Annotated in this window: 19 protein-coding genes; 10 read left to right on the plus strand and 9 right to left on the minus strand. The window is 69.4% G+C overall.

Features of this window, described 5'->3' with window-relative positions; all coding sequences use genetic code 11:
• Positions 1–43 precede the first annotated feature (43 nt).
• Positions 44–580 carry a DUF4240 domain-containing protein gene (locus ACWGIC_RS15340; RefSeq protein ID WP_452076552.1) on the plus strand — a complete coding sequence of 179 codons (537 nt, stop codon included), beginning with the start codon at positions 44–46 and terminating at the stop codon, positions 578–580.
• A 44-nt stretch (positions 581–624) separates the two neighbouring features.
• Here the strand turns inward: ACWGIC_RS15340 and ACWGIC_RS15345 are convergent, their stop codons facing one another.
• The 4 genes from ACWGIC_RS15345 to ACWGIC_RS15360 are packed head-to-tail and all read right to left on the minus strand — an operon-like array spanning position 625 to position 3,875.
• A complete protein-coding gene (locus ACWGIC_RS15345) occupies positions 625–1,539 on the minus strand; it encodes a haloalkane dehalogenase (RefSeq protein ID WP_452076553.1) in 915 nt (304 codons plus the stop codon).
• A 37-nt stretch (positions 1,540–1,576) separates the two neighbouring features.
• Positions 1,577–2,029, minus strand: a complete 453-nt coding sequence (locus tag ACWGIC_RS15350; protein ID WP_009085819.1) for a DUF350 domain-containing protein — start codon at positions 2,027–2,029, stop codon at positions 1,577–1,579.
• A 55-nt stretch (positions 2,030–2,084) separates the two neighbouring features.
• Complete coding sequence (locus tag ACWGIC_RS15355) at positions 2,085–3,251, minus strand: glutathionylspermidine synthase family protein (protein ID WP_452076554.1); 1,167 nt, start codon at positions 3,249–3,251, stop codon at positions 2,085–2,087.
• On the minus strand, positions 3,252–3,875 hold the full coding sequence (locus tag ACWGIC_RS15360; RefSeq protein WP_452076555.1) for a hypothetical protein: 624 nt from the start codon (positions 3,873–3,875) through the stop codon (positions 3,252–3,254). It abuts the gene before it with no gap.
• Between the two features lie 97 nt (positions 3,876–3,972).
• Here ACWGIC_RS15360 and ACWGIC_RS15365 point away from each other — a divergent pair, with 97 nt between their 5' ends.
• The 4 genes from ACWGIC_RS15365 to ACWGIC_RS15380 all read left to right on the plus strand — a co-directional run bounded on the left by ACWGIC_RS15365 (position 3,973) and on the right by ACWGIC_RS15380 (position 7,226).
• Complete coding sequence (locus ACWGIC_RS15365) at positions 3,973–4,962, plus strand: septum formation family protein (RefSeq protein WP_452076556.1); 990 nt, start codon at positions 3,973–3,975, stop codon at positions 4,960–4,962.
• 2 nt (positions 4,963–4,964) lie between these two features.
• Positions 4,965–5,315: a metallopeptidase family protein gene (locus ACWGIC_RS15370; RefSeq protein ID WP_452076557.1), complete on the plus strand. Its 351-nt coding sequence runs from the start codon at positions 4,965–4,967 to the stop codon at positions 5,313–5,315.
• Positions 5,316–5,468: 153 nt separating this feature from the next.
• The gene (locus ACWGIC_RS15375; protein WP_452076558.1) at positions 5,469–6,710 is read left to right on the plus strand and encodes an MFS transporter; all 1,242 of its coding nucleotides are present in this window, start codon (positions 5,469–5,471) and stop codon (positions 6,708–6,710) included.
• A gap of 57 nt (positions 6,711–6,767) precedes the next feature.
• Positions 6,768–7,226 carry a hypothetical protein gene (locus ACWGIC_RS15380; RefSeq protein WP_452076559.1) on the plus strand — a complete coding sequence of 153 codons (459 nt, stop codon included), beginning with the start codon at positions 6,768–6,770 and terminating at the stop codon, positions 7,224–7,226.
• 19 nt (positions 7,227–7,245) lie between these two features.
• On the opposite strand, the gene ACWGIC_RS15385 is transcribed toward ACWGIC_RS15380, so the two are convergent.
• The 3 genes from ACWGIC_RS15385 to pheA all read right to left on the minus strand — a co-directional run bounded on the left by ACWGIC_RS15385 (position 7,246) and on the right by pheA (position 9,582).
• On the minus strand, positions 7,246–7,911 hold the full coding sequence (locus tag ACWGIC_RS15385; RefSeq protein WP_452076560.1) for a DUF4232 domain-containing protein: 666 nt from the start codon (positions 7,909–7,911) through the stop codon (positions 7,246–7,248).
• A gap of 151 nt (positions 7,912–8,062) precedes the next feature.
• Positions 8,063–8,680, minus strand: a complete 618-nt coding sequence (locus tag ACWGIC_RS15390; RefSeq protein WP_452076561.1) for a histidine phosphatase family protein — start codon at positions 8,678–8,680, stop codon at positions 8,063–8,065.
• Positions 8,677–9,582, minus strand: coding sequence for a prephenate dehydratase (pheA, locus tag ACWGIC_RS15395; protein ID WP_452076562.1), 906 nt, complete (start codon positions 9,580–9,582; stop codon positions 8,677–8,679). Before pheA ends, ACWGIC_RS15390 begins: the two co-directional genes overlap by 4 nt.
• 98 nt (positions 9,583–9,680) lie before the next feature.
• Between pheA and ACWGIC_RS15400 the strand changes: the two genes are divergently transcribed.
• From ACWGIC_RS15400 to ACWGIC_RS15415, 4 genes are all read left to right on the plus strand, one after another.
• Positions 9,681–10,304 carry a macro domain-containing protein gene (locus ACWGIC_RS15400; protein WP_452076563.1) on the plus strand — a complete coding sequence of 208 codons (624 nt, stop codon included), beginning with the start codon at positions 9,681–9,683 and terminating at the stop codon, positions 10,302–10,304.
• A gap of 133 nt (positions 10,305–10,437) precedes the next feature.
• A complete protein-coding gene (gene coaA / locus ACWGIC_RS15405) occupies positions 10,438–11,373 on the plus strand; it encodes a type I pantothenate kinase (RefSeq protein WP_452076564.1) in 936 nt (311 codons plus the stop codon).
• A gap of 161 nt (positions 11,374–11,534) precedes the next feature.
• Positions 11,535–11,684 (plus strand): hypothetical protein, encoded by a 150-nt coding sequence (locus ACWGIC_RS15410; RefSeq protein WP_452076565.1) that lies wholly within the window; start codon positions 11,535–11,537, stop codon positions 11,682–11,684.
• A gap of 34 nt (positions 11,685–11,718) precedes the next feature.
• On the plus strand, positions 11,719–13,272 hold the full coding sequence (locus tag ACWGIC_RS15415; RefSeq protein WP_452076566.1) for a hypothetical protein: 1,554 nt from the start codon (positions 11,719–11,721) through the stop codon (positions 13,270–13,272).
• Here the strand turns inward: ACWGIC_RS15415 and ACWGIC_RS15420 are convergent.
• Positions 13,269–14,099, minus strand: a complete 831-nt coding sequence (locus ACWGIC_RS15420; protein WP_452076567.1) for a hypothetical protein — start codon at positions 14,097–14,099, stop codon at positions 13,269–13,271. The two genes, ACWGIC_RS15415 and ACWGIC_RS15420, sit on opposite strands and share 4 nt — an antisense overlap.
• Positions 14,100–14,207: 108 nt before the next feature.
• On the opposite strand from ACWGIC_RS15420, the gene ACWGIC_RS15425 reads away from it, so the two are divergent.
• Positions 14,208–14,528: a nucleotide pyrophosphohydrolase gene (locus ACWGIC_RS15425; protein WP_452076568.1), complete on the plus strand. Its 321-nt coding sequence runs from the start codon at positions 14,208–14,210 to the stop codon at positions 14,526–14,528.
• On the opposite strand, the gene ACWGIC_RS15430 is transcribed toward ACWGIC_RS15425, so the two are convergent.
• Positions 14,517–15,932 (minus strand): 3'-5' exonuclease, encoded by a 1,416-nt coding sequence (locus tag ACWGIC_RS15430; protein WP_452076569.1) that lies wholly within the window; start codon positions 15,930–15,932, stop codon positions 14,517–14,519. The two genes, ACWGIC_RS15425 and ACWGIC_RS15430, sit on opposite strands and share 12 nt — an antisense overlap.
• Positions 15,933–16,022 lie beyond the last annotated feature (90 nt).

Genomic DNA, 16,022 nt, shown 5'->3' on the forward strand with positions numbered 1-16,022 from the left:
GCTCCGGCGATTTTGTCGTACCCCGGTGCGAAGATCCGTGCTCGTGAACACCGAACAGTTCTGGGCCCTGATCGACGAGGCACGCCGCCAGGCCTCCGCGCCGGAGGACGGCTACGAGGTAGCCGAACAAGCCTGCGCCCTGCTCGCCGCGCGCCCGCGGGAGGAGATCGTGGCCGCCCAGCAGATCGTCTGGGACCTGCTGGCCGACTCCTACCGCGGCCCGCTGTGGGCAGCCGCCTACCTGGCCAACGGCGGCTGCTCCGACGACGGCTTCGACTACTTCCGCGGCTGGCTGGTCCTGCAAGGCCGGGAGGTTTTCGAGCGGATCGTGGCCGACCCGGACGAGCTGGCCGAGCTGCCCGCGGCGCGCGAGGCCGCCGCGGACGGCGAAGAACTGGAGTGCGAGGCCACCCTGGGCATCGCGTCGAGCGCGCACATCGACGCGACCGGCGAGGAGCTCCCCGCCGACTCGTTCACCATCCGGTACCCGCCGCTCGACCCCGACTGGGAGTTCGATTACGAGGACGCCGACGAGATGCGGCGCAGGCTGCCTCGGCTGGCCGCGGCCTACTTGAACTGACCTCCGCGACTGCCGTGCGGGAACTCCGCCCGCACGGCAGTGAGTCAGCGGCGGGCGAAGCGGGCCACGTGCTCGGCGAGCGTCTCCCCCGCGTCCTCCTGCAAAAAGTGCCCAGCCCCCGCGACCGTCGGATGGTCCAGACCAGCCGCCCCGCGCATCGAACGCTGCAGAATCGGCCCCATCGCCCCGGTAATCGGATCCCCGTCCGAAAACGCGCACAAGAACGGCACGTCCAAGTCCGTCAACGTCGCCCAGGCCGCCCGGTTGGCCTCCGACGCCGGATCGTCCGGCCGCGTCGGCACCAGCCCCGGCATCGCCCGCGGCCCGGCCTTGTACATCTCGTTCGGGAACGGCGCGTCATACGCCGCCCGGACCTCCTCCGGCAGCGAAGTGCGACACCCGGACTGCACGCACCGCCCGACGTCCAGGATCTGCGCGCCCTCCACCGCTTCGCGGAACTTGTGCCACACCGGCGGCATGTCCACGTCCCCGGTCGGCAGCCCGGTGTTGGCCGCGACCACCCCGGCGAAGCGCCCGGGGTTCTCGGCCACCAGCCGCAGCCCGATCAACCCGCCCCAGTCCTGCCCGACCAGTGTGACGTCGGTCAACCTCAGGACGTCGAAGGAGAACCGGCGCATCCATTCGACGTGCCGCGCGTAGGTGTGGTCGACGATCTCCGCGGGTTTGTCCGACCGGCCGAACCCGACGAGGTCCGGCGCGATCGCCCGCAACCCGGCGTCAGCCAGCACCGGAAGCATCTTCCGGTAGAGGAACGACCAGCTCGGCTCTCCGTGGAGCAGCAGAACCGGCGGCCCGTCCGCGGGCCCGGCCTCGACGTAGCCGACTCTGATCAGCCCGCCGTCCGGGTCGGACAGATCGGTGTACTGAGGTTCGAAGGCGAAATCGGGCAGGTCCGCGAACCGGTCTTCCGGCGTCCTGAGGAGTCGCACGGTTCCCACGTTAGTGGGAACGGGACCGCGCGGCAGTGCGCGAAAGCTACGAAATCGCCACCGCGACGACCAGCCCGAGCCCCAGGTGCGCCGCCGCGACGACGATGCTCGCCGGCGCGAACTTCTCGCTCTGGATCGTGGACCCGACATCGATCCGGGTCGCCCACTCCAGCAGCCGCACCGCCAGCACCTGCACGATGACCCCGAGCAGGCCGTAGACCAGCGACGTGATGAGCCCGGCGGTCAGATCGCTCGCGGAGCTGTAGATCGCCACCACCACGATGAACGCCATCGACAGCAGCCCGGACGCGGTCACGATCACCGCGTTGGGCAGCCCGCGGGTGACCAGCTTCGACAGCTTCCCCGGGGTGGTGAAGTCGATCGCGTAGAAACCCGCGAACATCAGCAGCAGGCCGACGATGCCGTACAGCAGGATCGCGCCGATCCCGCGCACGAGGTCGGATCCGAAGGTCGCGGGCAGCGCGAGAGTCGAGGTCACGGGGTCTCCCTGGATGGCCAATTCGCACCGGTTGAATCGGACATCCAGGGTTGTATCACGACTCCGGGATCCGGTGCGGCACAAACGCCGCGCCGTCGTCGGTGACCAAACCGCTGGTCTCGCGGATGCCCAGCCCCGCCGAGGAGTCCCCGACAATCCACGCGCCGAGCGCGGGCCGGTAGCCGTCGAACTCCGGCAGCGGGTCGAACGCCTGGTAGACGTAGCCTTCCGCGCCATAGACGCCGTCGGTCTGCGTTTCGTACCCGGTGGCCACGATCTGCACGTTCGCGCCCTCGCGGCCGAGCTTCGGCTTGCGCACGTACTCGGTGAGCAGGCCGGGGTCGTCAGCGAAAGCGGGCAGCAGGTTCGGATGCCCGGGGTAGTTCTCCCACAGCACGGCGAGCAGCGTCTTGTTCGACAGCAGCATCTTCCACAGCGGTTCGACCCACAGCGTGCGCGGCATGGTCTCCACCGCGAACTTGCCGAACTCCTCGTCGACCACCCATTCCCACGGGTACAGCTTCACCACCGTGGACATCTGTCCCTCGGCGAGGTCGACGAACCGCTTGAGCACCGGGTCCCAGCCGATCTCCTCGATCGCGAGGCCGACCGTGTCGAGCCCGGCCTCGGCCGCGGTCTCCTGCAGGTACGCCGTGGTCACGTGGTCCTCGCCGCTCGGGTCGGCCGAGGACCAGGTGAAGTGCAGTTCGTTCGACGGCAGCTTGCCGCCGAGCTCCTCCCAGCGCTCCACCAGCTTCTCGTGGATGGAGTTCCACTGGTCGTCCTCCGGGAAGACGTCGGTCTTCCAGTGCCACTGCAGCAGCGACGCCTCCAGCAGCGTGGTCGGCGTGTCCGCGTTGTACTCCAGCAGCTTGGCCGGCGATTTGCCGTCGTAGCGCAGGTCGAAGCGGCCGTAGACGTGCGGGTCCTGGCGCTTCCACGATTCCGCGATGTGCGGCCACACCCATTCCGGGATGCCGAAACGGTGGTACTGCTCGGTGGTCACGACGTTGTCGACGGCCTCCAGGCACATCGAATGCAGCAGTTCGACGTCCGCCTCGAGCGAGAGCACCTCGTCCATGTCGAAGACGTAGTGCACCGATTCGTCCCAGTACGGCCGCGGCTTGCCGGTGCCGTCGCGCGCCGGGGTGCCGTAGACCAGGCCCTGCTCTTCGACGATCCGCTGCCAGTCGCGGCGCGGTTCCCGCCGGTCCCGATACACCTACGAGCCTCCGCTCTTGCCGGTCCCGCCGGTGCCTCCGGAGGTGCCGCTCTTGCCGCTGATGCCGAACCCGCCGCGCTGGATGCTGGAGCCCGACTTGGTCGAAACGTTGGTGTTGCCCGACGGCGCGGTAAAGCTGCCGCCGGAGACGTGCTGGCCGACGTTGCCGGAGCCGCCGTAGTTGTAGCGGTACTGGGTGTACCCGCCGCCGCCCGGAATCGGGATGAACCAGAATCCGCCGCTGTAGTGGCCGCCGTGGGAGACCGCGTAGTTCTCGTCGCAGTTCCGATCGTCCTGGATGACCCCGTTGGAGTCGGTGCAGACCGCGGTCACCTCTGCGGGCTTGGCGATCGTGTAGAACGTCGCGACCAGCCCGACCAGGCCGACGGTGACGCCGCTGCCGATCAGGATCTTGCGTTTGGTGGCCGCCTTCGCGTCGGCCGCCTCCCGCGCCGCGAGGGCTTCCTGCCGCTGGCGTTCCTGGTCGGCGATGGCCTGTTTGCGGGCCCGCTGCTCGGCCACCGAGGGCTGCCGCGGCTGCGTGTTCTCGTCCTGGAACCGCATGGAGCCGGGCTTCTTCGGCTCCTCGGGCGGCTGCACGCCGCTGTTGTCGTCCTGCGTCATGTGCGCTCCGTAATCCCCCAGCACTGCAAACCCCGCGTTCCACCCTAATCGACCCGCCACACGCGCGGTTCATGCGGCGCGGGCATCATGGGTATCGATGTCTCAACGCTCGGAGCGGTTCCCTTCGCGTATGCAGACCCTGACCACCCGCGTGGTGATGGCCGGGGTGTTCTTCGGCGCGGTCATCGCGCTGGCCTTGAGCGTCGCCTTCTCCTGGACCGACACGCTCGCCGGAGGCGCGGGCGGCGGGGAGGGCAAGCTCAGCGAGGCCGCCCAGCAAGCGTTCCATTCGCCGCCGGGCACCTGCCTGACCTGGAACGCCAAGGACGCCTCGGACGCACACCAGGTGCCGTGCGAGCAGCCGCACCTGTTCGAGGTCACCACCGTGGTCGACATCGGCGCGAAGTACCCGCAGCAGGCTCCGTTCCCGAGCCTCGACCAGTGGCAGGACATCGCGCAGCAGCAGTGCAACGCCGACGTGCGGCCGTATCTCGGCCACCCGCTCGACCCGTACGGCAAGCTCACCACCAACCTGCTGCGGCCCACCTCGGCGCAGTGGTCCCAGGGCGACCGCCAGCTGCGCTGCGGCCTGCAGTTCGCCGGTCCGGGCGGGACGCTGCAGACCACCACCGGCGCGGCGAAGACCCAGGACCAGTCGATGGTGTGGGCCCCGGGCACCTGCCTCGCGCTGGTCGGCAAGGGCGTCGGCGACCCGGTCGACTGCAGCAAGCCGCACTCCTACGAGATGATCGCGACGCTCGACCTCGCCTCGCACTTCAAGGACGGCTACCCGAAGCTGGACGACCAGAAGTCCTGGCTCGACACCGAGTGCAACAAGGCCGCGAAGGACTACACCGGCAGCTCCGACCTGTCGGCGAAGAAGCTCACGCTGGGCTGGGACTCGCGCGAGCAGGAGAGCTGGGACGCCGGGTCCACCAAGGTCAACTGCAAGGTCGCGGCCACGCTGCAGGACGGCAGCGGGTTCCAGGCGGTCACCGGCAGCGTGAAGAGCGGGGCGTCCGGATCCACCGGTCAGCAGCAGAGCCCCCCGCCCAAGTCCAGTTCCGCTTCCAGCGGAGGCAACTGAACGTGCCGGTCGAGATGAGCCAGGCGCGGTTCGAGGAACTCGTCGCCGACGCGCTCGACCAGGTGCCCGCGGAGTTCGCCGCGGCGATGGACAACGTCGTGGTCCTGGTCGAGGACTTCAACGAGGAAGCACCGGACATTCTCGGGCTCTACCACGGCATCGCGCTCACCGAGCGCACCAGCCACTACAGCGGTGCGCTGCCGGACCGGATCTCGATTTACCGCGAGCCGATCCTCGACATCTGCGACACCGAGGACGACGTCGTCGAGGAAGTGCTGATCACCGTGATGCACGAACTCGGCCACCACTTCGGCATCGACGACGAGCGGCTGCACGAACTCGGCTGGGGCTGATTCCGGCGCGACCCCGCCGGACCGTTGCTCTTCCCTGATCAACTTCGCGCCGCGAACACGGAAAACACCGAAGGTCACCAAAGCGTCACGGAACGCCGTTGATCTCCCTAGACTGGCCTCACCAGGGCGTTTCCTTTTCTCGTGAGGTGGTTCGTGTCGCATCGCCAGACGGACAGCCGGCTGCGCTGGCTGCTCGCCTCGAGCGGCACGTCGAACCTCGCCGACGGCATCGCCAAGGTCGCTTTCCCGCTGCTGGCCACCACGCTGACCCGCGATCCGGTGGAGATCGCCGCGCTGTCGGCGGTGCAGTTCCTGCCGTGGCTGCTGTTCGCCATCCCGGCGGGCACGCTCGTCGACCGGGTCGACCGCAAGAAGGCGATGATCGCCGCGAACGCGCTGCGGGCGCTCGTGGTCGCCGGGGTCACCGCGCTGATCGCGTTCGGTTCGGTGGAGATCTGGTCGATCTATGTCGCGTCGCTGCTCGTGGGCGTCGCGGAAACGGTCGCGGAGAGCGCGGCGAACGTGCTGCCGCCCGCGCTGGTCAAGGCGGACCGGCTGGAGAGCGCCAACAGCAAGCTGCAGGCGTGCGAGATCGTCGGCCAGACCTTCCTCGGCGGCCCGGTCGGCAGCGCCACCTTCGCGCTGTTCGCGGTCTTCCCGTTCCTGATCTCGTCGGTCGGGTTCGCGGTCGGGGCCGCGGTGCTGCTGGGCATGGCGGGCAGCTACCGGCCGCGGCAGGAAACCACGTCGCACATCCGGTCGGATTTCGCGGACGGCTTCCGCTGGCTGCGGCGGCATTCGCTGCTGCTGCGCCTGCTCGCGATCGCGGGTCTGCTCAGCCTGATCAGCGAACTCGCCCAGGCGCAGCTGGTGCTGTACGCGCTGGAAGACCTGCATTTGTCCGACGCCACCTTCGGCGCTTTCGCCTTCGTCGGCGGAGGCGGTGGCCTGCTCGGAGCCGGGTTGACGCCGCGGCTGGTCCGGCGCATCGGACGGCGGACGGTCCTGGTCGGCGGGGTGCTGTTCTGCGCGCTCGGCTTCGGCGGCATGGGCCTGGTGCGCCAGCCGGTGGTCTCCGCGGTGCTGTTCGGCGTGTTCGCGGCGGCGGTGGTGGCGGTGAACGTGGTGCTCGCGACCGCGCGCCACACGCTCGTGCCAGGCGAGCTGCTCGGGCGCGTGCTCGGGGTCTGGCGCACTGTCGTCTGGGGTGCGATTCCGCTCGGCGCGCTCCTCGGCGGGTTGCTCACGAAGCTGCTCGGTTCGGCGGGCGACACGTTCACCGCTTCCGGCGTCCTGCTGCTGTTCGTGACCGCGTACGCACTGTTCGCACTGCGCGGACGCCCGCTCGATGACAAAACGGCCTCGACCGGGGACGGAGCCCGTTCGCAGCAGTGATCCGGCGCGGTTTTGGTGCTGAAATAGCACCTCACCCCGGCTGCCCGGAGGTACGTGATGACTGCGCTCGACACTCCGCCGCTCCCGGACGACGACCGCGACACCGAACTGGAATCACCGCCGCCCGCCGCGCGCCGGCCGCTCGTCCTCGCCGCCGTCGCCGGATTCGTGCTCGGCGGATGCGTGCTCGGGCTGTTGTGGGGCCTGTCCGGCCAGCGCACCGGAGCGAATGTCGACGCCGCGGCCGCGTGCGCCGCGTTCGCCCGCGCGGGGCGGATCCCGGACACCACCGGTGGCGTCGACGCGGCCCAGTTCACCCGGATGTCCGACGACGCGGTGCACCGCGTCACCGGGGCGATGGAGCTGGCCAAGGCGGCGGCGACGTTCGACGGCAACTACCAGCCGCTGGCCAAAAGCCTCGACGCGGTGAACAAGATGGTGCTCAGCAGCCGCTTCGACAACCGCGACGGGCAGGCCGCGGTCGTCCAGGTGGAACAGCTCTGCGCGCGGGGCTGACCCCACGCGCAGAACCCCGTCAAGACTTGTGCACGGTCTTCACGCCGAGCTGCTTGCCCGGAATGCTCGTGCCCGCGCAGCCCGTGCCCTCGAGCGGCACGAACTTCGACGCCGTCTCCTGCGGCAGGTACACGCGCAGGCCCTTGACCGGAGTCGGCTTGCAGACGCCCGGGTCGAAGTTGCGCACCTGCGCGAACTGCAGGTCCGCCGCGGCGGTCTGGCCGGGAGCCAGCTTCACCGGAGCGCCCTTGGCACCGTCGCGCTCGGCGGCCGGGCCGATCTGGGCCCCGTTTTCACCGCCGACGTAGGACACGCCCGGGAAGCCCTGGATGGTGCACGGCGTGCCGCTGGTGTTCTTGATCAGCAGCGGCCGGTACTGCGAACCCGCGCCGGCGTCGCCGCTGCCCAGCGACAGGGAAACGTCGCCTGCCTTGCACAGGCCGTTGTCGGCTGGCGGTTTCTCGGCCGGCGCCGAGCCGCCGCTCGGGGCGGACGACGCGGAAGACGGAGCGGACGACGCGGCGGACGACGCCGACGACATCGGGCTGCTCGACGGGGTGTCCGAACTCGCCGGGCCGCTCGCGGCGGGAGCGCCCTGACCGCACGCGGAAAGCAGCAGCGCCCCCGACGCGCCCACTGCGGACAGGAAGACCAGGGAAAACCACGGTTTCTTCGTGTTTGCCATCTCACTCGCCTCGCTGTGCTGGTGAACGCCGAACTGGGTGAAACCTTCATCCGGAGGACGTGCCAGCTCCGGACGGGGTTGCTCCGCATCCGGTGAGTTCCCCACCTGGCCCAGCTTCACTCAGCCTTTCCCCGCACGAGTGATCAAGCGCTCACGAAAGGCGGGTGTCGATCCACCGGAGGCACTCCCAGCCGTCCTCCCTGGCTTCCAGCTCGACGAACTTCGTATTCGGGATCAGCGCCTCGTTCGCCAGTTCGGCGGGCACGTTCGCGGCCAGCCACTCCCCGGCGAGCCGGATCGCGCCGCCGTGGCTGACCAGCACGACCACTCCGTCCGGAGAGGTTTCCTCGTGCTTCGCCCGCAGCTCGTCGGCCGCGCCGACCATCCGGTCGCGCACCTGCGTGCCGGTCTCCCCGCCGGGGATCGGAACGTGCAGCTCGCCTTCCGTCCACGCCTTCACCACGCGCAGGTAGACGCCGATCGACTCCAGGTCGGTGTTGCCCTCGAGATCCCCGGCGTCGACCTCCTTGACGCCTTCGATCACCTGTACGTCGAACCCGAACGTCTCGGCCAGCGGTGCCGCGGTCTGCTGCGCACGCACCGCTTCCGACGCGTACACCGCCACGATCGGCTCGGATTTCAGCTCCTCGGCGAGCGCGGCGGCCTGCTCCCGGCCGAGTTCGGTGAGCGGTGGGCCAGGCAACGCGGTGTCCAGCGCTCGGCGGACATTGCCCTCCGTCTGTCCGTGCCGAACCAGCAGCAGTCTCATGCGCCTTCTCCCTTCAAAACCGCGTCGACCCATGCCTGCGCGTCGAGGAAATCCTGATTCCCCGCGCCGTCCTCGATCGTGGCCGCGACCTCGTCCGCCCGCGGGTGCGAACCGAGAAAACGCAGGTGACAGCGTCGGCGAAGGGCGGTCATCGCGTCGATGATCCGGGGTTCGGCGAGATGACCCTCGAAGTCGATGAAGAACCGGTACTCGCCGAAGTTGCTGCGCGTCGGCCGGGCGTCGATCCGGGTCAGGTTGATCCCGCGGCCGGCCAGTTCGACCAGCAGATCGGACAGCGTCCCGGTGCGGTTGACCGCGGCCGCGACGATCGACGTCCGGTCGGCGCCCGTGGGCGCGGGCAGTTCGCCGGGGCGGCGCACCATGAGGAACCGGGTCTGCGCGTCGCGGACGTCGGCGACGCCGGTCGCCAGCTCCTCCAGCGGATAGTGCTCGATCGCGACCGGCGCGGACACCGCCGCGTCGAAATCGCCCTCGACCACGCCGACCGCCGCCGCCGCGGTGGACGACGAGGCGACCGGGGTGGCGTCCGGCAGATTCGCCTCCAGCCACTCCCGCACCTGGGCGAGCGCGTGCGGATGGCTCGCGACGGTGCGGATTTCGCCGCTGCCCGGCCGTTTGAGCACGCTGAAATGAATGGGCAGGATCGTCTCGGCCGTGGCGACGAGCGGGTCCCCGTCGCTGAGCCCGTCGAGCGTCGCGGGGACCACGCCCTCGACGGAGTTCTCGATCGGCACGCACGCGGCGTCCGCGGCACCGTCGCGGACGGCCTGCAGCGCCAGCCGGACGGTCTCGTAGGGGGTCAGGTCCTCGCCCGGCGCGAGCGCGCGGGCGGCCTGCTCGGTGAACGTGCCCTGAGGGCCGAAATACGCGATCCGCAACACGACCGTCAGGCTAGCGACCGCGCGCGTGGCGCTTTTCACTCGGACAGCCGGTGGCTAAACCGGTTACGCCGGGTGGCGTTTTTTGCCATGCTGGAACGGTGACCGCCGACTCAGGCACACACGCCGGGCACGGGGAAGCCGTTTCGCCGGATCCTCCCCGAACGCCGGAATTGGTGCTGTGCGCCGTCGATGAACCGCTGGCCGCCGCGTGGACCTCCGCCGTGGCGGACTTCGGCGGCTCCGTCCGCGTGCACCGCGGTTCGGTGCTCGACATCCCCGCGCAGGCGGTGGTCAGCCCGGCCAACTCCTACGGCTGGATGCGCGGCGGGATCGACGCGGTCTACGCGCGGGCGTTCCCCGGCATCGAGCAGAGCGTGCGCAGCGCGGTACTGGCTTCTTACGGCGGTGAGCTGCCGATCGGCGAGTCGGTGATCGTGCCGACCGGCGAGTCCGAACCGGCGTGGCTGATCAGCGCGCCGACCATGCGCGAGCCCGGCGAACAGCTGCCCGCCGACACCGTCCACCCGTATCTCGCGGCGCGCGCGGTGTTCCTGCAGTGGCAGCGCGGACAGCTGGATTCCGGCTCGGTCGCCTCGGCGGTGCGGACGATCGCGATGCCCGGTCTCGGCACCGGCGTCGGCGGCGTGGCACCGGCCACGTGCGCGCGTCAGGTCGCCGCGGCGTGGCAGGAAGTCTTCGGGGCCAACGGTCACCTTCGGTGATCGCATTCCCGCTGGCTCAGGGGTGCGTGCATCACATCACAGCGCGTTCACGCGCGGTAAGCCCTACCGTTGATACGGCGTTACGGAAGTAGCGCAGACGGAGCCAGCGCAGGCGACGGCCGAGGAGTGTGCGATGCCCACACGGGTCCGTGAACTCAGCCCTTATGTAGAGCTGCATCGGGAACAGTGGCGGGAGCTGCGCAGCTCCACTCCGCTGCCGCTGACCGCGGACGAGCTGGTCCGGCTCCGCGGGCTCGGGGAGCAGATCGATCTCGCCGAGGTCGCCGACGTGTACCTGCCGCTTTCGCGGCTGATCAACCTCCAGGTGAAGGCCAGGCAACAGCTGTACGAGGCCACCACCACCTTCCTCGGCGAGGACTGCCGCAACACCAAAGCCCCGTTCGTGATCGGCGTCGCGGGCAGTGTCGCGGTCGGCAAGTCGACCACCGCCCGGATCCTGCGCACCCTGCTCGCCCGCTGGCCCGACCACCCGCGCGTCGACCTCGTGACGACCGACGGGTTCCTCTACTCGCGCGACGAGCTGACCCGGCGCGGAATCATGCACCGCAAGGGTTTCCCGGAAAGCTACGACCGGCGCGCGCTGCTGCGGTTCGTCACCGAGGTGAAGTCCGGGGCCGAACGGGTGTCCGCGCCGGTGTACTCGCACCTGGCCTACGACATCCTCCCGGACCAGGAGCAGGTCGTGGAACGGCCGGACATCCTCATCATCGAGGGGCTGAACGTCCTGCAGCCGGGCCCGAGCCTGACCGTCTCGGATCTGTTCGACTTTTCGATTTACGTCGACGCGCACATCGACGACATCGAGCACTGGTACGTCGAGCGGTTCCTGAAGCTGCGGCACACCGCCTTCGCCGACCCGGCCTCGCACTTCCACCACTTCGCCGGCCTGCCCGACGACGAGGCCCGCGAAGAAGCGCGGCACCTGTGGCGCACCATCAACGAGCCGAATCTGATGGAGAACATCAAGCCGACGCGGCCCCGGGCGACCCTCGTGCTCCGTAAGGACGCCGACCACGCGATCAACCGGGTCAGGCTGCGGAAACTCTGATTCACCCACACGCGTCTCTCCGGTCTCCCGCGGCACACGGGCCGGGGTTGCTGACCGATCGGCCGGTGTCTTCGTAACCACTTGGCCGATACCAGCGGCCTCCGTCGCGAGCGACCCTGAACACAGCAGGATGTCGCACTTGACCTGCGAAGGAGGACACGATGGTGACTATCGTCCTGACCTGGGTCGGCGCGGTATTGGGATTGACGCTGCTGGTTGCGATGGCCGCGGGGGCGTTCGTCGTCGACTTCGACGAGGCGATGCGCGAACGGCGCTTGAAGGCGCGGAGCACGGCGGGACCGACCAGCTGAGGCCTGAGCTTCGGCGCGGGGCAAGATGTGCGGCATGAGTCCGGTGAGCCGCGCGCGCAAAAAGAGTTCCCTACCCACCGCCCCCAGCGTCAACGGTCTGTTCAAGGACGTGCTGCGGGACTTCTCCGCGGTCGCGGCCGAGCCCGGTCCGTTCGACATCGACCTGCTCGGTTCCGAGGTCGTCGGGCAGTGGCGGGACGTCATCGTGGAGGACGAACCGGAAAACCAGCTCGGGCTTGAGCTGATCGCGTTCGCCCAGCGGAAGATCACGCCCGGCGCGGCGGCGCTGCTGACCGCGCTGAAGGTGCTGGCCGAGTCCGAAGAGGAGCGGTCGGCGGCGGCCGAAGCGCTCGCCGTCGTGCTCGGCCGGGGCATCCCGGAACCGGAGTGGGCGAGCGAGGTCGGGCAGGTCAGTGTCGGCGAATGCTGGCGCACCGGGGACGTTTACGGCGACGAGTCGTCGTTGCTGTGCGTCTTTTCCCGCGGAGACCACTCGCTCGGCCTGCTCGCGCTGCTGGACTTCACCGAGGGCGGCCGGGTGCGCGACCTGGTGGTCATCGAGGAGCCGCACGAGGTTCTCGCCGAAATGCGTTCGCAGGTCGAGGAAGACGGCGAGCTGGTTGTCCTCGAGAAGATCGAGCCCGCCGACGCGCACCGGCTGCTGGTGTCCGGGATCGCGGCCACGGACGCGCTGGACGAGCCGGACGTCGGCGAGGACTACACGCGTTTCCACGCCATCGCGCTGACCTGGGCGCGTTCGCTGCCGGAGCCCTCCGAGGTTCCGCCGGTGACCGAGTGGAGCGCTGAGCAGCGCGAGGAAGCCGTCACCCGGTTCCTCGCCGACACGAACCTGCCGGACGCCGATGCCGCCCGCGAAATCGCCAACCTGCTGGTGGACCACGGCTGCCGCACCGAACCGGCGAACCCGCTGCGCGTCGGTCCGGAGAAGCTGGCGCGGTTCCTCGAATCCTTGCTGGACGGCGAATACGAGCTGGAAGACGAGGACGCCGTCGCGCCGGTCGTGCTGTCCTGGGCCGGCTGGGCCGCTGCCCGCGCCGGACTGTCCGAAGTCGCGACGGCCGCGTTGCTGGAGGAGGTCACCGAATACCTCGGCGAGTACCTCTCGGACGAAGACGAGGAAGAAGACTTCAGCGACTACCTCGACGGCACCGAATCCGCCGAGGAAGCACTGGAAGTGGTGGCGCGCCGCCGTTTCGCGGTCCCCGAACTGTCCACAGTGATCGGTGACGAGGAACTGACCGACCTGGACCCCGGCGACCCGGAACAGCGCAGGCTGCTGGTGATCGGCTCTCACCCGGAGTATCACGAATCGCTGGCCGCGGAGGAATTCGACGGCGCGGACGGTCTCCGGCTCGCCCTTGAGACGTCCATTGTGGACCAGTTGTGGGACGACGAGCCCGCCGAGGTGTGGACCGCCGCGCAGAATCTGCTGCAGCAGGACCTTTCCCGCGCCGACGTGCTCGACCGGCTGGTGACTGTCCTCGAAGGACAGTTGACCGAAACCGAGGAAGAAGACCAGCTGGACTACGACCTGGACGCCTACCGCGCCGCACTGGCCGAGATCTAGCTCTTCGGGAGCGCGATCCGGGCCGACCGGATCTCCGCGAGCAACCGGGTTTTGCGGCGGTGGACGTTCACCAGCTCGGCGACGTAGCCGGTGAACTCCTCCGCCGTACCCGCTTGTTTGTGCAGGGTGCGCAGTTTCTTCAGGCACTGCGCCGCTTCCCGGTACGCGCTGGCTTCTTTCTGCGCGATCAGCTGCTCGATCCGCTCGCGATACTCCGGAATCGATTCCTCTTCCCTCGGCGGAAGCTGCACCTCTGTCCGTTGTGGAGTCAACGCGCGCGCCGCGTAAGCGATCGCTTCGCTGTGCCGTCCGGCCGCCCGCAGCACCCGGACGATCTTGAGACTGACGTCCACCCTCGGCGGCTTGGCCGCGAGAATGGCGACCAAACCGTCGACGTCCCCGCTGGCCTCGGCGATTTCCTCCTGCAGCCGCTGCGCGATCTCGAGCTTTTCCCCCGGCCCGCTCGCCACCTCGTCCACAATGGACTTCATCCGGGCGAGCCCGGCCTCCCCGAGCGCCGCCGAGAAATCGGCCACCGCGACCGCCCGCCCGCTGAACGCCGCCTCCAGCACCCAGTCCGCGAGCTGCTCCGGGTCCGGCGGCCGGGCCGCACAGGCCCGCGCGTACAACGCGACCGCCTGGTCAAGCCGCTCTTGAAGCTCCGAGGCGAGATCGCCGTGCTGCTCCAGCATGCCCACGATGTCGTCCACCGCCCGCCGGGCGAGCGGTGCGAGATCAGCGCGGCTGCCGGAGTCGAGCAGCCGCCGCACAGTGTCGAGAACCGCACCGATTTTGGCGGTGTACTCGACCGGGTCGGGGACGCTCACGCGAACAGTCTGCCGTATCGCCCGTAACCGGCGTGTGGGCCAACGGCGTACTCTTTTCGGCCCAACCCGGACACCCCAGGTGAGCACCGCGCGTGATAGTCAGGTCCAGTGACCCTAGACGACCTCACCCAGCGCCTCCGGGACTTCGCCGCCGCCCGCGACTGGGAACCGTTCCACACCCCGAAAAACCTGACGATGGCCCTGTCCGGCGAAGTGGGCGAGCTGATCTCGCTGTTCCAGTGGCTGACGCCGGAGGAAGCCGCGAACTGGCGCGCCGACCCGGCCCAGGAGTTCAACGTCCAGGACGAAATCGCCGACGTGATGCTGTACCTGGTCCGGCTCGCGGACGTGCTGGGGATCGACCTGCTGGAGGCCGCGAACGCGAAGGTGGACCGGAACGAGAAGAGGTTCCCTCCGCTAGCTCGCTGACCTGACCCGCTTCGTCTCGTCCAGGTACCAGCCGCCGACCAGCGCACCGACCGCGAAGACGGCCAGCACGATCCCCGGCCCCAGCCCGGCGCCGCCGAACATCGCGGCGACCGTGACGACCATCAGGACCAGCCCGATTCCGATCAGCACCCGCCCGGCGAGCCGGGCATTGCCCGCTTTCCGCTGCGTCTGCTGCTTCGGCTGCGGGTCCGGTGCGCTCTCGAACCCGAGCAGCACCGGGGCCTCGTCCATGCGCACGACCTGCGCACCGAGTTCGAGCGCGCGGGAAAGCCGCGGCTCGGACTCTCGCACCCCTTCGTCGTACACCAGGTGCGTAACCGAACCCGTCAGGTTCTTCGCGAGCTGGAAGCCTTCCGAAAGCACCCGCGCCCGCAGCTGGTCCGCGTCCGCCGTCGCGCCGAGCACCAGCACCCTCGTCGGCTTTTCCCCGGTGCTGGTGACCTTGAGGTCCACCACCACTTCCAGCGCCCCGAGCGCGTCAGCGACCTGACGCAGCTCGCGGTACTCGGCGGGCGTCACCACCCCGTCCGCCTCGGCGACCTGGCGCAGTTCAGCGACGAAGCCGGCGTGCACCCGCTGCACCTCCGCCGCGGCCATCCCGGCTTCGGCCGCGAGGTCGGCGAGCGCCCAGACCTCCTCGTCCGTCAGGAACTGGTCGCCGACCGCTTCGGCGAGCAGATCGAGATAAGCCTGCGCGACCGGTCCGCCGTCTCCCGCGGAAACCCGGTCCACGGCCTCGGCCATCCAGCCCTTTTCGGCACCGGCGATCGACCGGCGCAGGGCTGCCGCACCGGAGGCGTACCGCGGCAGGTCCGGAAAACGCACGGGTTTCGCCAACCGCAACCCGTGCGCACCGACGAGAGCGATCATCGCCTCCGCGCACGCCCGAGCGGCCGGTTCGGCGAGATAGCCGGGGAAGTCCTCGATGCCGAAGGCGCGAGCGATGGTGGCGAGACGGTAGTTGGGCAGCGGTAACGCCGCCTGCGCGGTGTCCTTGAGCGAAATCGCCGGCAGCGGGGGCACTCGGACGCCCAGCAGGCTGATCTCGGAGAGGAGACCGCTCACCGACGACAGGTCGTGAGCCACGACAACCGCGCCTCGGCACAGATCGAACAACCGGCTGAGGACGTCCCCCAAGGTCGGCGCGTCAGTCAGCTCCGCCGCGGTGATGCGGTGCGGATTGCGCCGGTTCGGTTCACCGGCGAGGACCGTCGCGAACTCGCCGAGGAACGTCCCGTCCCCGCGAAACCGGATCGCGGCGATCTCCAGGACGCGGCCAGTGCGCAGTCCGGTCGTCTTGACGTCGAGCGCGGTGAACTCCGTGCCGCGCGCGGACACCTGCCCGGCCGAGGACAGGGACAGTCGTTCGATCAGCTGGGACATCGTGGATGCGCTTTCTCCTGGACAGCTCCCCTGAACATCGCGGGAAAGGCGCGAATCGTGACACCGCCGGCAGAAAAATCTGTCTTTGTG

It is taken from the genome of Amycolatopsis sp. NPDC054798, from assembly GCF_053611505.1.